At 68.2% G+C, this 16,151-nt stretch carries 18 protein-coding genes; 12 read left to right on the top strand and 6 right to left on the bottom strand.

Going from position 1 to position 16,151, the window contains the following annotated elements:
* Positions 1 to 50: 50 nt before the first annotated feature.
* On the top strand, positions 51 to 383 hold the full coding sequence (locus NC4_RS09795) for a putative quinol monooxygenase (RefSeq protein WP_067535239.1): 333 nt from the start codon (positions 51 to 53) through the stop codon (positions 381 to 383).
* A 145-nt stretch (positions 384 to 528) separates the two neighbouring features.
* Complete coding sequence (locus NC4_RS09790) at positions 529 to 1,833, top strand: AIM24 family protein (RefSeq protein WP_067535236.1); 1,305 nt, start codon at positions 529 to 531, stop codon at positions 1,831 to 1,833.
* On the opposite strand, the gene NC4_RS09785 is transcribed toward NC4_RS09790, so the two are convergent.
* From NC4_RS09785 to NC4_RS09775, 3 genes are all read right to left on the bottom strand, one after another.
* The gene (locus NC4_RS09785; protein ID WP_157554434.1) at positions 1,834 to 2,958 is read right to left on the bottom strand and encodes a metallophosphoesterase; all 1,125 of its coding nucleotides are present in this window, start codon (positions 2,956 to 2,958) and stop codon (positions 1,834 to 1,836) included.
* Between the two features lie 126 nt (positions 2,959 to 3,084).
* On the bottom strand, positions 3,085 to 3,756 hold the full coding sequence (locus tag NC4_RS09780; RefSeq protein ID WP_369690712.1) for a response regulator: 672 nt from the start codon (positions 3,754 to 3,756) through the stop codon (positions 3,085 to 3,087).
* Between the two features lie 8 nt (positions 3,757 to 3,764).
* Entirely contained in the window at positions 3,765 to 4,784 is a 1,020-nt protein-coding gene (locus tag NC4_RS09775; protein ID WP_067535230.1) for a sensor histidine kinase, read from the bottom strand.
* A gap of 133 nt (positions 4,785 to 4,917) precedes the next feature.
* On the opposite strand from NC4_RS09775, the gene NC4_RS38825 reads away from it, so the two are divergent.
* Positions 4,918 to 5,679 (top strand): DUF998 domain-containing protein, encoded by a 762-nt coding sequence (locus NC4_RS38825; protein WP_084528747.1) that lies wholly within the window; start codon positions 4,918 to 4,920, stop codon positions 5,677 to 5,679.
* Here the strand turns inward: NC4_RS38825 and NC4_RS09765 are convergent.
* Positions 5,600 to 6,064, bottom strand: coding sequence for a T6SS immunity protein Tdi1 domain-containing protein (locus NC4_RS09765; protein WP_169814755.1), 465 nt, complete (start codon positions 6,062 to 6,064; stop codon positions 5,600 to 5,602). The genes NC4_RS38825 and NC4_RS09765 overlap by 80 nt on opposite strands.
* Positions 6,065 to 6,137: 73 nt before the next feature.
* Between NC4_RS09765 and NC4_RS09760 the strand changes: the two genes are divergently transcribed.
* A complete protein-coding gene (locus NC4_RS09760) occupies positions 6,138 to 6,647 on the top strand; it encodes an ArsR/SmtB family transcription factor (protein ID WP_067535222.1) in 510 nt (169 codons plus the stop codon).
* Positions 6,648 to 6,671: 24 nt separating this feature from the next.
* Positions 6,672 to 7,565 (top strand): M23 family metallopeptidase, encoded by an 894-nt coding sequence (locus tag NC4_RS09755; RefSeq protein ID WP_067535219.1) that lies wholly within the window; start codon positions 6,672 to 6,674, stop codon positions 7,563 to 7,565.
* A 3-nt stretch (positions 7,566 to 7,568) separates the two neighbouring features.
* Here NC4_RS09755 and NC4_RS09750 read toward each other — a convergent pair whose 3' ends face one another.
* Both NC4_RS09750 and NC4_RS09745 read right to left on the bottom strand, forming a co-directional pair.
* Positions 7,569 to 8,570 carry a hypothetical protein gene (locus NC4_RS09750; protein WP_157554430.1) on the bottom strand — a complete coding sequence of 334 codons (1,002 nt, stop codon included), beginning with the start codon at positions 8,568 to 8,570 and terminating at the stop codon, positions 7,569 to 7,571.
* 18 nt (positions 8,571 to 8,588) lie between these two features.
* On the bottom strand, positions 8,589 to 9,374 hold the full coding sequence (locus tag NC4_RS09745) for a helix-turn-helix transcriptional regulator (protein WP_084528745.1): 786 nt from the start codon (positions 9,372 to 9,374) through the stop codon (positions 8,589 to 8,591).
* A 104-nt stretch (positions 9,375 to 9,478) separates the two neighbouring features.
* Between NC4_RS09745 and NC4_RS42365 the strand changes: the two genes are divergently transcribed.
* The 7 genes from NC4_RS42365 to NC4_RS09720 all read left to right on the top strand — a co-directional run bounded on the left by NC4_RS42365 (position 9,479) and on the right by NC4_RS09720 (position 16,091).
* Positions 9,479 to 9,979, top strand: coding sequence for an SDR family NAD(P)-dependent oxidoreductase (locus NC4_RS42365; protein ID WP_245721585.1), 501 nt, complete (start codon positions 9,479 to 9,481; stop codon positions 9,977 to 9,979).
* Positions 9,976 to 10,317: a Rossmann-fold NAD(P)-binding domain-containing protein gene (locus tag NC4_RS42360; RefSeq protein WP_245721584.1), complete on the top strand. Its 342-nt coding sequence runs from the start codon at positions 9,976 to 9,978 to the stop codon at positions 10,315 to 10,317. The genes NC4_RS42365 and NC4_RS42360 overlap by 4 nt, the downstream gene beginning before the upstream one ends.
* A 188-nt stretch (positions 10,318 to 10,505) precedes the next feature.
* Positions 10,506 to 10,673, top strand: coding sequence for a hypothetical protein (locus NC4_RS40030; RefSeq protein WP_157554428.1), 168 nt, complete (start codon positions 10,506 to 10,508; stop codon positions 10,671 to 10,673).
* A gap of 84 nt (positions 10,674 to 10,757) precedes the next feature.
* Positions 10,758 to 11,624: a JmjC domain-containing protein gene (locus NC4_RS09735; protein WP_067535214.1), complete on the top strand. Its 867-nt coding sequence runs from the start codon at positions 10,758 to 10,760 to the stop codon at positions 11,622 to 11,624.
* A 2-nt stretch (positions 11,625 to 11,626) separates the two neighbouring features.
* Positions 11,627 to 12,532, top strand: a complete 906-nt coding sequence (locus tag NC4_RS09730; protein WP_067535211.1) for a JmjC domain-containing protein — start codon at positions 11,627 to 11,629, stop codon at positions 12,530 to 12,532.
* 83 nt (positions 12,533 to 12,615) lie between these two features.
* A complete protein-coding gene (locus NC4_RS09725; RefSeq protein ID WP_067535208.1) occupies positions 12,616 to 14,262 on the top strand; it encodes an acyl-CoA synthetase in 1,647 nt (548 codons plus the stop codon).
* Between the two features lie 167 nt (positions 14,263 to 14,429).
* Positions 14,430 to 16,091, top strand: coding sequence for an acyl-CoA synthetase (locus NC4_RS09720; RefSeq protein WP_067535205.1), 1,662 nt, complete (start codon positions 14,430 to 14,432; stop codon positions 16,089 to 16,091).
* Positions 16,092 to 16,151 lie beyond the last annotated feature (60 nt).

Genomic DNA, 16,151 nt, shown 5'->3' with positions numbered 1-16,151 from the left:
CATTAGGTACGGTTTGCATCGTACCTGAGCGGTGGCTACGGTCCGTAGGTATGACAGATTTCGTACCTAACGACCGGATCCCCTTCGCGCTGATGGGGTTCGCCCGGCCCAAACCCGAGCGCGCCGACGAACTCCGGGAGCTGCTCCTGTCGTTCGTGGCGCCGACCCGGGACGAGGAGGGTTCGCTCGAATACCACTTCCACCAGGAGGCCGACGACCCCTCCACATTCGTGTTCTACGAGGTGTGGCGGTCCGCGGAGGACCTGGATCGGCACCTGGAACTACCGCATATGCGGGATTTCTGGGAGCGGCGGATGGACTACCTCGCCGAGGATCTCGGGATTCACTATCTGTCGATGCAGAGCCCGTATCCACGCGGCTGATTCCGGCACGGCCGGGGTAGTCGTGGCGTGTCGGGCGGTGGCGGGGCAGACTCGACAGGGTGGATCGGATGATGTTCTGCGCTGGGGGTGATCAGGCGTGAGTTCGCTTGCTCGGGGGGAGAACCGGCCCGCGCCCGGGGATCGGATGACGATCACGGTGGGACGCGGCAGCGGGGACATGGTGGACGTGCAGACCAGCGCGCTGCCGGGCGCCGTGGACAAAGTGGTGGTGACCGCGAGCCTCGATGGGAGCGGACCCGCCACCTTCGCGGGGGTGGGATCGCTGACCGCGACCATCGGATCCGATGCGGGGACCCTCACCTTTCCCATGAGCGGGCTGACCACCGAGACCGGCGTGGTGTGCGTCGAGATCTATCGGCGGTCCGGGGCGTGGAAGGTGCGCGCGGTCGGCCAAGGCTACGACGACGGGCTGGCGGGGATCGCCAGCGCCTTCGGCGTGAATATCGACGATGAGCCGGAGGAGCCGGTGGCGCCGTCGCCCGGGGCGACGAGCACCCCTGCCACCCAGTCGTATTCGCCACCGGCCGGGCGCGCGGCACCGCCACCGGCCCCGTACTCCGCGCCGCCACCCGCCTATTCCGCACCGCCTCCACCCGCGTATTCCGCGCCCCCGCCGCAGCCCAATTACGCGCCGCCGCCCGCGTACTCGCCGCCCGCGCCCATGCCATCCGCGCACCAAGGAGCCCAGCCCATGCAAAGCGATTTGTTCGATCCCCGCCATGCCGAAGTGAGCGGGATGGGGATTCAGAAGCAGGGCAGCAAGATGATCAAGGTCGCCGTCAATGGCGAGGTGATGGCCCGGGCCGGATCGATGGTCGCCTATCAGGGCGATATGCAGTTCAAGGCGCTCGGTTCCGGCGGCATCGGCCGCGCGATCCAGCAGCACCTGACCGGTGAGGGCGTGCCGCTCATGAAGGTCACCGGGCGCGGTGATCTGTTCCTGGCCAATGGGGCCGCCGATGTGCACACCATCGATCTGGACGGCACCGATGGGCTGACCATCAACGGCTCCAATGTGCTGGCCTTCGATCCGACGCTCACCTACAGCATCAAGCGGGTGCAGGGCGCGGCCGGATACGCCAGCAATGCCGGACTGTTCAACTGCGTGTTCACCGGGCGCGGGCGCATTGCCATCACGACGCACGGCGCGCCCGTGGTGCTCAATGTCGACCAGCCCACCTACGCCGATCCGCAGGCGGCGGTGGCCTGGTCGTCGAGCCTGCAGACCTGGATCAAGCGCAATGACTCGTTCGGGCTCGGCCGTCTCATGGGCCGCAGCACCGGGGAGGGCATCACGCTGGCGTTCTCGGGGCGCGGATTCGTCATCGTGCAGCCCTCCGAGCTGCCGCCGGGCGGTTTCCTCGGCGGCACCGGCGGCGGTCAGCAGGCCGGGCAGAGCGGCGGGATGCTGGGCGGCATCCTCGGGTAGCTACTCCGGATGCAGGACCAGGACGGTGATCTCGCTGGGCGCGAACACGCGTAGCTGCGGACCCCAGAAGCCGGTGCCCCGGCTGGTGTAGAGCTGGGTGTGCTCACCGTGGCGGCTCAGGCCCGCGACCACCGGCTGGTCGAGCCGCACCAGGTAGTGGAAGGGCCAGATCTGGCCGCCGTGCGTGTGACCGGAGATCTGCAGGGCGACACCGCCTTTCACGGCATCGGCGATCTGCTTGGGCTGATGCGCCAGCAGGATGACCGGCAGTTCCGGGTCGGCGCCCGCGAGGGCCGCGGGGAGATCCGGCCCGTGGCCGGGCAGCGCGGTCCCGGTCGGATCGTCGATACCCGCGATCACCAGGCGGTCGCCGTCGCGCTCGAGCGTCTCGTGCTGATTGCGCAGGGGCTGCCAGCCGATCGAGGTCATATGCTCGATCCAGCCCGGGGCGTCGCCGAAATACTCGTGATTGCCGGTGATGTAGAACTTGCCCAGCAGCGCCTCCACCTTGCCGAGCGGATCCACCTGCGGATGCCGCGCGGCCACCGAACCGTCCGCGAGATCCCCTGCGTGGCAGGCGATATCGGGCTTCTGCGCATTGACGATATCGACGACCCGCTCCGACCAGCGCAGCCGATCCAGCGCCGCGAAGTGGGTATCGGTGACGACGACCATGCGCAGCCCGTCCAAACCGGGTGCGAGACCGCGAATCCCGACATCCACGGTGCGGACCCGGGGCAACCGGCGCGCTTCGAATATGCCGTACGCCACCAGGATCGCCGATACCGTCACGACCGCGGCCGCGATAATGCGGGAGCGCGCCGGATCGTCCACACCCAGGAGCGCCAACCGGCCGATATTGCCGATGACCGACCAACTGAAAAGCACCCACATCACACCGAGCAGGGTGTCGCCGACGATCGTCGCGGCATCGGACTGCCGGGGACCGTGACCCAGGAACATGGTGGCGGGCAAGGTCAGATAGCCAAGCACGAACAGCGCCGACCCCGCCCAGAACAATGGACCGGTTCCGTCGGTGGGCGCCGCGATCAGCGTCCACCACGGCAGCAGGAACAGCACGGCCGGTATGGCCAGGAACAGGATCAAACGGGGAATGTATTTCAACGGGTTCGTCCTCGCGAGTGCGGGGTGAGCGCACGGTCTACGCCCGGCGCACTGGACTACATCGAATATAACAGCGTCCGAGCGACGGTGATTGTTCCCGCATCGCGGGTTGTCCGGCTGGACGGATCATCCCGAGGGCGTGCCCGGCCGCAGCGGAGTCCCAGGCCCGGGCAATCCCGCATGCAGCGCGAAGACGACCAGTTGCGCGCGATCGCGGGCCCGCAGTTTGATCATGGCGCGGCCGATATGGGTGCGCACCGTGGCCGGGCTGAGGACGAGGGCGGCGGCGATCTGTTCATTGGAGCGTCCGGTGCCGACCCAGGCCAGGATTTCGCGCTCCCGATCGGTGAGCACGGCCAGATCGGGGGGCGGGTCGGCGGCGCGGCGCGCGGCGAACCATTCGATGACCCGGCGGGTGACCGCGGGCGAGAGTATCGAGCCACCGGCGGCGACCACGCGGATGGCGCGCAACATATCGGCCGGTTCGGCGTCCTTGAGCAGGAATCCGCTCGCCCCGTCGCGCAGCGAATCGAAGATGTAGTCGTCGTGCTCGAAGGTGGTCAGCATGATCACGCGCACGGCGGTGAGGGCGGGATCCGCGGTGATGGCTCGGAGAGCGGACCGGCCGTCACCCTCGGGCATGCGGATATCCATGAGCACGACATCGGGGACGGTGCGCCGGATGATGTCCAGTCCCCCGCGCTCGTCCCCGGCCTCCCCGACGACGCCCATATCCGCCTCCGGGTCCAGCAGCGCGCGCAGACCGGTCCGCACCAGGGGTTGATCGTCGACCAGCACGACGCGGATCATGACGCGGCGGGCATGATCGGGATGTCGGCGTGCACACCGAACCCGCCGGTGGGCTGCGCACCCGCGGAGAAGCGGCCGCCGAGCGCCTCCACCCGCCGCCGCACACCGCGCAGACCATTGCCCGCGATGGGCGCGCCACCCGGGACCGGCGCGCTCCCCACGGCTTCCCGATCTCCCGAATCATCGTTCACCGCACCGGAATCCAAGACCTGGATCCGTACCGTCGTTGTATCGCACCGTATTTCGACGGACGCGGTCACGTCGGGTCCCGCGTGGCGCCGCACATTCGTCAAGGCTTCCTGAACGATCCGATTCACGACCCGAGCCAGCTCGCCGGGCAGGGTATAGAACTCCGGATCGGCATGCAGTGTCACCGCGAGTCCGGAGGATCGGACCCGCTCGAGCAATCCGTCCAGCCCGTCCGGCCCGTCCGCGGAAGGTGTTCGCAGCAGGTCGAGTTCGGCCCGGAGATCACCGAGCGCGCGGGTGCTCACCGTGCGCACCGCCTCCAGCGCACGGCGCGCCGCACCCGCATTGCCGGGATCCCGATCGAGTCCGTGCAGCGCGATCCCCGACTGCATCGCGATCACCGCCAGCCCGTGCCCGACGATATCGTGCACATCCTGCGCCACCCGCAACCGCTCCTGGGCCGCCGCCACCCGCGCCGCCGCCACCCGCGCCCGCGCCGCCGCATCACGCCACAAGCGCAGCAGAATCCCGCACACCGCCGGGACGAGCAGGAATCCGGCCATCCGAGCGAAGACCGTCCATATCGCGTCCGGCCCCTGATCCGGCTGCGCAACCATCCGAACTACCAGCGCGGCCGCCGCCACCACGAGCACGGCCCCTACCGCGGGCAGCGCGCGCCGAGCAGGCTCGGCACAGACCACCGCGAAGACGGCCACCGCCTCGGCGAGCAGCAACGGCCCCAAGGGAAACCCCAGCGCCAGATACACGTTCACACCCACCGCGACCACCGCACCGATCGGGAGCGCTCGTCGCCGCCACACCGCCATTCCCCCACGATAGGACCGGTGCGGGCGGGGCGGATCGGTCCGTGGTCGGATCGGACGTACGCGAATTTGCGTAGTCGGGACACCGCGACCGGCGGATGCCTGGCACGGCTGCCGCCGAGAATGCTTGTCAGGCATGACGATCGAATCGAGGGCGGGTGCGAATCCTCCGGCCGCCCGGCTCAATGCGACGTCCGCGCTGCTGGCGGGCGGGCTGATCGCGGGACCGCTGTTCACTCTCGTGTACACGGTCGAGGGGGCGATGCGCGAGCACTACAGTGCCATGCGCAATTCCGTCAGCTCGCTGGCGCTCGGACCGTCGGGGTGGGTTCAGTCGGTGAACTTCCTGGTGTGCGGGGTGCTCACGCTCGGTTTCGCGATCGGATTGCGGAAGGTGTTCCGGGGCAGTCCGGGTGGCGTGTGGGGACCGGCGGGGGTCGGCCTTTTCGCGGTGGGGGTGATTGTCGCGGGGGTGTTCGCGACCGATCCGGAGAGCGGGTACCCGCCCGGCAGTCCGGTGCCGTTTCCGGAGGCCGCGGCCACGACCGCCGGGTTCCTGCACAATCTTTCGGTGCGATTCGGATTCCCGGGGTTCGTGCTCGGGTGTTGTGTGTGCGTCCGGCTGTTCCTCGCACGTGGGGAACGCGGGTGGGCGGCGGTATCGGCGGCGGCCGCAGCACTTTTCGTGGTGGCCGCTCAGGTGTCTTTTCGCGGTTTCGGACGCCTGGATGGCCTGGGCCGCTGGGCCGGATTCTTCGAACGCGTCACCGCCACCACGGCTTTCCTCTGGATGGCGCTCGTGGCGGCGGGACTGCTGACTAACCGAATTCGATGCCCGAGATCTCGGTGCCCGGAGGCAGGCCACGCACCTGGTCGTGGATCTGGCCGAGCATATTGAGGCTCATGTCCATGCTCGCGACGTCGATGTTCGCGACCTCGAGCTCGCCGCCGAGCACCGGCGGGTGCGAGAAATCGTAGATCTGGTTCTCGGCCGGGACCAGACCGCTTTCGGCGACGGCGAGGGCCAGACCGGCCAGCAGGTATTTGTCCTGGCCCTCCTCGCTGTTGAGCGCGGCCTCGACCTCGTCGACGCTGCCCCATTCGTGGGTCAGCTCGCCGGTAATGGTGTCCAGCCACCACACGCCGTCGTCGGCGAGGAAGAAGACGTCGCCGAACAGTGAGGAGCACATGGGGGTCTTCCCCTCCAGGCCGAGCCAGGCCCAGGACTCCAGACCGCTCGCGTATTCCTCCGCGGTGAACGTCTTGATCAGATCCAGCTCCACCCACCGCACACTACAGCGCGCCGACCCCGATACCGTGTTGTCAATATTTACGTAATTACGTACTATCGGAAATGTGGATCTTGACCAGCGGTTCGAAGAGATCGATCGGAGACTCGCCGCACTGGAGAATGCGCGCACCCCGCGTGACATCCCGGCCGCGGCGGGCGACGACGACTTCTGGGCGCTGAATCGGCTCCAGTCGGACCTCGCGGTCGACGGGGTAGCCAATGGCGGCGTCCTGTTCACCGGCTCGGTGCGGCTGCCGACCGAGGAGCAGTACGGCTGGCAGATGGCCTTCACCACCGACACCCTGCTCGACGGCGATATTGCCGAGGCGGCGGAATCACTGGTTGCCCTGGGCAATCCGGTGCGACTACGGCTACTGCGCGAAATTCTCGGCGGCCGCCGCACCGCCGCGGAGCTCACCGAGCTCGACGGGCTCGGCACCTCCGGTCAGATCTACCACCATCTCCGGCAGCTCAGCGCTGCCGGTTGGCTGCACGCCGCCGGACGCGGGCGCTACGCGGTGCCCGGCGGGCGGGTGGTGCCGCTGCTCATAGCGCTGGCGACGACCCGGCGCTGAAGGATCACAACCTGGGGAGGATAAATGATCCGCATCATCGCACTGCAAATCTTCCACTGGACCCGGCTGGCGGCCGTCGCCGTCGTGCTCGTGGATCTGGCCCTGTGGATATCACCGCTGGACTGGTCCTGGGCCTTCTGGGGCGAACCGACGGGAGTGTGGCGCTGGGTTCGGGAGGCCGCCACCCTGCTGTTCCTGACCTACCTGATCGAATGGGTCTACAACGTCGTGACGGGCCGCCGCCGCGCGAAGGCCGAGGAGACGGCGGCCGCCGTTCCGCTCACCGGCGACCGCAGCGGGGCCCCGCGGGCGACGGTTCCGCTCGCCGCGCCGATCTCCGGCGAGTGGACCGCCGTGAACAGCCCGGCCGACCGCGTGCCCAGCCACGGCACGCACTGGGGCGGCCAGAGCCACGCCATCGATCTGACCGGAAACCCGGACGCCGCACCGAGTTTCAGCTACTGGCGACTGCGCCGACCCGAGGAGTTCCCGGCCTTCGACAGCCCGGTGCTGGCCCCGGCCGACGGCACCGTCGTGAAGGTCGTCGACCTGCGCCGCGATCACCGCGCGCGCACCAGTCTGCTGGGCCTGCTCTACTTCTTCGTCGTCGAGCAGATCGTCCGCTCCTTCGCACCGGACAGCTTTGTCTTCGGCAATCACGTCGTCATCGAACTCGCCGACGGGGTCTTCGCCGAGCTGTGCCATCTGCGCGAGGACTCCATCCTGGTCCGGCCCGGCGACCGCGTGCGCGCCGGGCAGCCGATCGCACGGGTCGGCAACTCCGGCAACAGCACCGAACCGCATCTGCATTTCCAGCTCATGGATTCGCTCGATCCGACCAGTGCCCGCGGCATTCCGTTCACCTGGACGGGTATCGGCGTCCCGCGCTCCGGCGAGCGTTTCGCGGTCCCGGCGTAGTCGCTATCCGTGCTCGGCGATCAGCACCCGATACGCCTCGAAGGCGGGTTTGGGATGGTAATCGCTGGTGGTGATGCCAAGCTGCGCAGTGGGTTCCGGACGACTCGAATCCGCGTCACGCAGGCCGAAGAGTTCACAGTGCGTCACCTGGAGCTCCTCGCCCAGCGCGATGATGCGGCGGAGGATGCGGTCGATGCTGTCGGCCTGATGCTCCGGAGTGCGTTCCGGCCCGGTGGGACTGCCGTTCTCGGCGATTTGAATCGGCACATCGCCGAGATACACTGCGGGCAAGCTCTTTTCACGCAGATGCCGGATGCCGTGCTCGACGAGCGAATCGATATCGCCCGCCACGCCGTGCGGGGCGACCGGCGAGAAGGCGTCCGGATACAATGCCAGCCCGACATAGTCTATGAAATCGGCGAATTCGGCCCGGGGAACCTCGGCGAGGCGATTCCAGAAGGCGGCGTCCCCGCCGTTCCACTCCTGCGGTTCGGCCACCGAGAAGCCGATCTCGACGTCACCGTATCCGGCGGCGTCCAGGGACTTACGGGCATGGGGCACACCGCGAATCAGCGCCTCCATGATGCCGGGCGAGCTGCCGTCGATCCACGGGATGTCGAAATTGGGTTCCAGGGTGATCTGCAGGTAGCGGGCACTGGCGCCGTAGCGTTCGACGGCGCGGTCGATGAAGGCGAGCCAGCCGTCGATATCCGCCGTCACCGGCAGATAGCACAGCACCAGATCCAATTGCCTGCCCTGCTCGCGATACCACCCGTCGGGCATGGTCAGTTCGCGGGCGACACGGTCCGGGTGCAGTACCGCCGCCCGCTCCGGATCCGGCGGATCGCCGAGGAAGTGCAGGTATTCGCGCACGAGGAACGGCGCGTCGCCTTGGAGCAACCGGACCAGGCTGTCGATGGCGATCCGATCATCGGGCGGACCGATCACCGTGCTCACCTGTCCCGACGCGTAGATACCGAAGGTCATTCCGTTCGAGGAAGTCACCCCTCGATACAACCATGCTCAGGCGGCGGTGAAGCGCAGCGCCAACTGGGTGCGCGTGCTGCAACCGGTTTCGGCGAGCACGCGGGTGAGGTGCTTCTTGACGGTATCGATGCCGATGAACAGGCGCTCGGCGATCTGCCGATTGGTCAGGCCTTGCGCGGCCAGATCGGCGACATCCCATTCCCGCGGTGTGAGACGCCAATTCGCGGTGGCGGCACGGCGTTCGCGGTCGCGGTCGAGTTGTTCCACGACCAGGGGCGTGAGCAGCCGCCGGAGTGCCTGCAGGACAGCCATATCCCGCTCGGAGACGCGGGGCGCATCGGCCACGGCCATGCCGACGAACAGCACACCGGACGGGCAGGCGTCGACCGCGAGGGCGGCCTTGTCATTGATGCCGTTGGGGTGCAGAAACTCTCGGACGAAACGGGAATCGGGCGCGATCTCGCCGAGGCGCACGACGCCGCGCGACAGTATCGCCTCGATCATGGCGGCGCCGCGGAAGGGATCGCTCTCGGCCCAGCGTTCGGCGTAGTCGGCGAGGAAGTCCCGGGAGTACCCGCCCTGTACGCCACAGCCCTGCTGTACGGCATCGGCGAGCGTATCGCCGTGCAGCACAGCCACTCCGGTGAATCCGAACCAGCTCTGTAGCGCGCGCACCAGCCGCTCCCGGAATTCCGGCAGATCGGCGGCCTGATCGACCGCCTCCAGCACGCCGACCAGCCGCCGATGATCCTCGGCCGAGAGCGGATCGTCCGGCGGGAGCGGGCGGGGTCGACGGGAGGGGTTGGTCAGCGCGCCGGTCACGAATCAATCTTCCACCTTCGGGCCATACCGGGCCAGGCGCTCGGACGGCAGGCTGATTCGTGAGCCCGGACAGAACGTCCGGGGTACAGCGAGAAGGATCGACCATGAGTGCAGACAAGACCCCGCGCCGCTGGCTCATCACCGGCGCCAACAGCGGCTTCGGCACAGCCTTCACCCGCGCCGCCCTCGCCGCCGGAGACGAGGTCGTCGCCGCCGTGCGCAAGCCGGAGTCCATGGCGGAAATCGTTGCCGCGCAACCGTATCGGGTGCAGGTGGTACAGCTGGACGTGCGTGACGCGGCGGCCGCCGAGCGGGCCGTCAAGGAAGCGGGTCACGTGGACGTGCTGGTGAACAATGCCGGGTACGGCATTGTCGGCGCGATCGAGGAGACCACCGAGGCGGATGTGCGCGATGCCATGCAGGTCATGTTCCACGGCCCGCTGCGGCTGACCCAGCTGGTGCTGCCGCAGATGCGCGAACGCCGCAGCGGCGCGATCGTCCAGGTGAGCAGCATGGGCGGTTTCATGTCCTTCGCCGGTGTCGGCATCTACAGCGCGGCCAGGGCGCGCTGGAACTGGCCAGCGAGGCCCTCGCCGCCGAGGTGAATCCGCTGGGCATCCAGGTGCTGATCGTCGAACCCGGCGCGTTCCGAACCGGTTTCGCCAAACCGGCCGCGCTGAGCATCAGCTCCGAGATCCCCGACTACACCGCGACCGTCGGCGCCATTCGCGATGGGCTGCCCGCCTCCGATCAGCAGCAGGCGGGCGATACGGACAAGGCTGCCGCGGCCGTGCTCGCCGTGGTCGGACAGCCGAACCCGCCCCTGCGGCTGGCGCTCGGCTCGGACGCCGTCGATGCGATTCGCGGCAAGCTGGCCGCCGTCACCGCCGATCTGGACGCCACCGCGCATCTGGGGCTCGCCACCGGTGTCGACGAAGCGTGAAAGGTACTGTGCACCAATAATTTCTGCATAAAGTCCAGGTCAAGACACATAATTGCCGCGACCGATTTCATCAAGATCGGGAGGCCGCCCGTAAAGGCCCCGTCAACGGAGCTACCGGCGCTGTCGACTCCGGAGTGGACTCTGCTGCACCGATCGCATCCGCGATCGGCGAAACAAAGGAGACCCCAATGAAGTTCACCAAGAGCGCCGCCTACGCCGTGACCGTCGCCGCCCTCAGCGGCGGCGCGGTATTCGCGCCCGTCACCCAGGCCGTCGTCGGCCTCTCCGCCCCGACGGCGGCCGCCGCGAACACCGTGAAGACGGGCTGCGGCGACTGCGAACCGGACGTCATCTGACGCCGGATCCCATCCCGCCCATCAGGTGAGGGAACCCGGGATCCGATCCGGGCAGAGATCGGGTCCCCCATATGGAGGATCGCAGTGGATGAACTCGAGCAGTGTGTCGGTAGTGCGGAGGCATTCCTGAGCACCCTTTGGCGGCAGGCCCCCGCGGTACTGCGCCCGGCCGCCCCACCGGTCGAATTGCTCTCCGTGGCAGATGTTCTCGCCATACTCGACGATGGCCTGCTGGGCGGCCCGTACGTGCGGCTGTTCACCGCGGACGGCCGGGTGCCCGCCGACCGGTACTGCCTGGCGCGCTGGGTGTCGGGCGAACCGGTACCGGGCTACATCGATCCCGCCGCGGTGCACGAATTACTGCACATGCACGGCGCGACGGTTCTGCTCCGGCATATCGGCCAATGGCACCGCGGCATCCGGGATTTCATCGGTGGCCTGAGCGTGCGCCTACACCGTCGGGTCGAGGCCTTCTTCGTGCTGTCGAGCCGCCAACCCACCGCGGCCCACCGCGACGATGCCGATCTCCTGGTCGTTCAGGTGAGCGGCGCGAAACGCTGGCGCATCTACCCGGGCCCCGCCGACGGGCACTGGGTTCCCGGCCCGACCGGCGGCGATCTCGGTGCACCCATTCTCGACGCCGTGCTGCACCGCGGCGAAGTGCTCTATGTCCCACGAGGTTTCGCGCACGACGCCACCACCGAATCGGCCGCACCGTCGGCCCATCTGGCCCTGGCCATCCGGGAGGCGGGGACCGAGCACCTGCTGACGGCGACCCGCGGCATGCTGGCGACCGGCATCCAGCTGCCCGCGCGGCCGCTGACCGATACGGCGCTGACCGCGGCGGCGCGCGCCCTGATCGGGCATATGAGCGATCGACTGAACGCGATAACTCCCGAGGCCGTGGTCGCCGCGGCGCGCGCCATCGCCCGGCCGAGCAGGGAGGCGTGAACATGGACGGTCTCACCCGCTGTGTCGGCGATCCGGACGTCTTCCGGGACACGCTCAGGCGGCGAGTTCCCGCCATGCTGCGGCCACCGCACCCGCCCGTCGACGTGTTGCCCTTGGCGACGGTGCTCGCCCGGCTCGACGACGGTCTGCTCACCCACCCCTATCTGCAAGTGGTCCGCCACGAGGGTCCGGTTCCGGCCGAGCGGTTCTGCCCGCCACGGATCTTTCTCGACCGGGTGCTGACCGGCCATGCGGACGCCCCTCAGGTGCGGCGGCTGGTCGGCGAACAGGGGTGCACGCTGCTGCTGCGCTATGTCGACCACTGGCACCGGGGCGTCCGTGATCTCACCGAATCGATTGCGCGGCAATTGGATCGGCAGGTGGAGGCGTTCTACTTCGTGACTCCGCCCGGGACGAGCGGCCGGCCCGTGCACCGCGACGATGCCGATGTGCTGGTCGTGCAGATCGCGGGCGCGAAGCTGTGGCGTATCCATGCCGGTCCGGACGACGGCGCGTGGGAGCCGAGCCGGGTGGCGGACCCCGGGCCGGTGCTGCTGGAAGTCGTGGTGCGGCCCGGCGAGGTGCTGTACGTGCCGCGCGGTCACGCGCATGCGGCCACGGCGGTCGGCGATGCGCCGTCGGTGCATCTGTCGCTGACCATTCGGGAGGCCGGGACCGCGCATCTGTACGCACTGCTCGATTCGGTCCTGACCGAGGAGTTGGAGTTACCTCCGCGTCCCTTGGACGATGCGAGCCTGCATACCACCGCCGCGGATCTGCTGGCGCGCATGCGTCTGCGGCTGGACGAGCTGACGCCGGAGGGGCTGGTGGCGGCGGCGCGCGCCGGGATGCGGCCCGATCGTGTCGCACACGCCGGGCAAATGCCCGGTCTGACCGAATTTATGTAACGCGGATCACACCGCGCTGCTACGGTGGCGGGACCAGCCGTAGGTCCGGGCGGCGCGGCGTATTTTCTTTCGGAGGTAGCGCGATGGCCTCGATTCTTCATACCGTGCAGCGGAAGCTGACGCTCACCGGCGAGGCCTTCAAGGCGCTCGGCACCTTGCGGGAGAAGGGGATCAGCGATCCTCGCGATCCTATGGAGACATTGCGATCGGTCCGGGATTCCCGGGTCTTCGGGCCACCGGCCACGGCCGTCCGGCATGCCGCGCGCAGCTGGCCGGACAATGTCGCCGTCAGCGATGAGCGCGGCGAGCTCACCTACCGGGAGCTCGACGAGGGCTCCAATGCGGTGGCGCGCGGGCTACAGCGGATGGGCGTGACCCCGGGCACGGTGGTCGGCCTGCTCGCCCGCGATCATCGCGGGCTGCTGCTGGCCACGGTCGCGGCCGGAAAACTGGGCGCACGGCTGGCCTTGATGAACACCGGCTTCGCCAAACCGCAGTTCGCGCAGGTCTGTGAGCGCGAGAGCGTGAAGGCGGTGCTGCACGACAGCGAATTCTTCGGCCTGCTCGACGCCCTGCCCGCCGACCTCCCGCGCGTGCTCACCTGGGTGGACGAGGGTGTCGAACTGCTCGAGGGCACAACCACTCTCGATACCCTCATTGCCGCGAACGCCAAGGCCCCGCTGCCCGCGCCGAAGCAGCCGGGCGGGGTCATCATCCTCACCAGCGGTACCACCGGTCTGCCCAAAGACGCTCCCCGCGAGAAGGTTTCGCCCTTGGCCACCGCACAGATGGTGGACCGCATCGACTTTCCGCGCCAGGGCACCATGGTCATCGTCTCGCCGATCTTCCACAGCACCGGTATGGGCACCTGGCTGGTCGGCGTCGGACTGGGCAACAAGGTGGCGATGGCCCGCCGCTTCGATGCCGAGCAGACGCTGCGCCTGATCGCCGATCATCGCGCCCAGATGCTGGTGGCGGTGCCGACCATGCTGCACCGCATGGTGGAGCTGGCCCCGGATATCCGGGAGAAGTACGACATCTCGAGCCTGAAGACCATTGTGATCGCCGGTTCCGCGCTGTCCCCGGAACTCTCGATCCGCACCGCCGAGGTCTTCGGTCCCGTCCTCTACAACCTCTACGGCTCCACCGAATGCGCGGTCGCCACGGTGGCCCGCCCCGAGGACCTCGCCATCGCCCCCGGCACCGCGGGCCGCTCCCCCATCACCTGCGAGGTGGCCCTCTTCGACGACGACGGCAAACGCATCCACGCCAAGAACTTCACCGGCCGCATCTTCATCCGCTCCGGCGCACCCTTCAAGGGCTACACCGACGGCCGCCACAAACAGATCATCGACGGCTACATTTCCAGCGGCGATGTCGGCCACTTCGACGACCGCGGCCTGCTCTTCGTGGACGGCCGCGACGACGACATGATCGTCTCCGGCGGCGAGAACGTCTTCACCCAAGAAGTGGAGAACCTCCTCCTCGAACGCCCCGACATCTTCGACGCCGCCGTAGTGGGCGCCGACGACATCGAATTCGGAAAACGCCTCCGCGCCTTCATAGTCCCCGAACCCGGCGAAACCCTCGACCCCGACGAGATCAAGTCCTACGTCAAGAACAACCTCGCCCGCTACAAGGTCCCCCGCGACGTCTTCTTCCTCGACGAACTCCCCCGCAACGCCACCGGCAAACTCCTGCGCCGCGTCCTGGTCGAGTACGAAGCCTGACGTGCGACCCCCACCACGACGTGGGCCCCCTATGCGCTACCGCAGGTAACAGAGACCCCCACCACAACCGCAAGCCGCCTGCTTGCTAGGGTTAGCACCGCACTGGATCTCGAGGTTGCGGTCCGACAGCCGACTCGTCAGGCAGGGGATCGCGGAAGGTTGTACCCATGTCACTAGCCCTTCCAAAGGCAGGCACGGTCCTGCGCAAGGCCGGCGATGCGGCGCTCAGCGTCAACGCCATGGTTCGCGGGGGTCTGTTCAATCCGCTGCGCCCGGATCACGCGGTGCGGTCGGCGCTCAATGTGCTCAAGTTCGGCCCCTTCGCGGGTGCGCTCGTACATGCCGCGAGCACGCATCCGAAGGCCGCCGCCATTGTCGACGAGCGCGGCGAGATGACCTTCGAACAGCTGGATCAGCAGTCCAGCGCGCTGGCCCGGGGACTGGCCGAGCGCGGCCTGCGGCCCGGCGACGTGATCGGCATCCTGGCCCGCGTCCACCGCGGCATGGTGCTCACCATCGTGGCCGCGGGCAAGCTGGGCGTGCGCGCGGTGCTCATGAACACCGGTTTCGCCAAGCCGCAGTTCGCGGACGTGACCGCCCGCGAGCACGTCAAGGCGGTGCTGCACGACAGCGAGTTCTTCGATCTCATGTCGGCCATCCCGGCCGAGATCCCGCGCATCCTCACCTGGGTCGACGAGCAGGACAATGCCGACCCGTCCATCCCGACCATCGAATCCGTCGCGGCCGGGCAGGACACCGCCCCGCTGAGCCCGCCGGAGAAGCCGGGCGGCATGGTCATCCTGACCAGCGGCACCACCGGCACCCCCAAGGGCGCGCCCCGCGACAAGGTCAGCCCCTTCATCACGGCCCAGTTCATGGACCGGATCCCGTTGCCGCGCAACAGCACCGTGGTCATGGCCGCGCCGATCTTCCACGCCACCGGCCTGTCCCAGTTCACCATCTCGGTGGCCCTGGGCAATCGCGTCGTCTTCCAGCAGCGCCGCTTCGATCCGGAGCAGACCCTCGCCAATATCCAGAAGTACCGGGCGCAGGGCCTGACCGTGGTGCCCACCATACTGCAGCGCATTCTCGACCTGCCGCCGGAGACCCTGGCCAAGTACAAGCCGGGCGAAACCCTGAAGGTCGTCTTCGCCGCCGGTTCGGCCATCCCGCCGGACGTGGTCACCCGCACCCTCGACTACTTCGGCGACTCCCTCTACAACGTGTACGGCTCCACCGAGTGCGCCGTCATGACCGTCGCCACCCCGGCGGAGCTGCGCAAGGCCCCGACCACCGCGGGCAAGCCGCCGGTCGGCATTCGCATCGCGCTCTACGACGAGAACCGCAAGCGCATTACCGGCGCGAATACGACGGGCACGATATTCATCGAGAACGGGCACTCGTTCAAGCAGTACACCGACGGTCGCACCAAGGAGTACGTGGACGGTCTCATGTCCAGCGGCGATGTCGGCCACTTCGATACCGACGGGCTGCTGTTCATCGACGGCCGCGACGACGACATGATCGTCTCCGGCGGCGAGAACGTCTTCCCGCAGGAGGTCGAGAACCTGCTGTCGAACCGCCCCGATGTGCTGGAGGCGGCCGTGGTCGGCGTGGACGATCGCGATTTCGGCAAGCGGCTGCGCGCCATCGTGGTTCCGGGCCCGGATTCCAAGCGCGACGTGCAGGAGATCAAGGATTACGTCAAGGAGAACCTGGCCCGCTACAAGGTGCCGCGCGAAGTGATCTTCCTCGACGAGCTGCCGCGCAATGCCACCGGAAAGCTGCTGCGCAAGCCGCTGATCGAAATGTCGGTCCCCGCCGAATAATTCCGAATGGAAACCGGAATCCGCGGCCGTGAAAACGGACCACGGCCCTCGGTTATCATC

The organism is Nocardia crassostreae, assembly GCF_001613405.1.
Classification (GTDB): Bacteria; Actinomycetota; Actinomycetes; order Mycobacteriales; family Mycobacteriaceae; genus Nocardia; species Nocardia crassostreae.
Note: the sequence above shows the minus strand (reverse complement) of the source record. Positions and strands in the feature narration are given on the sequence as shown.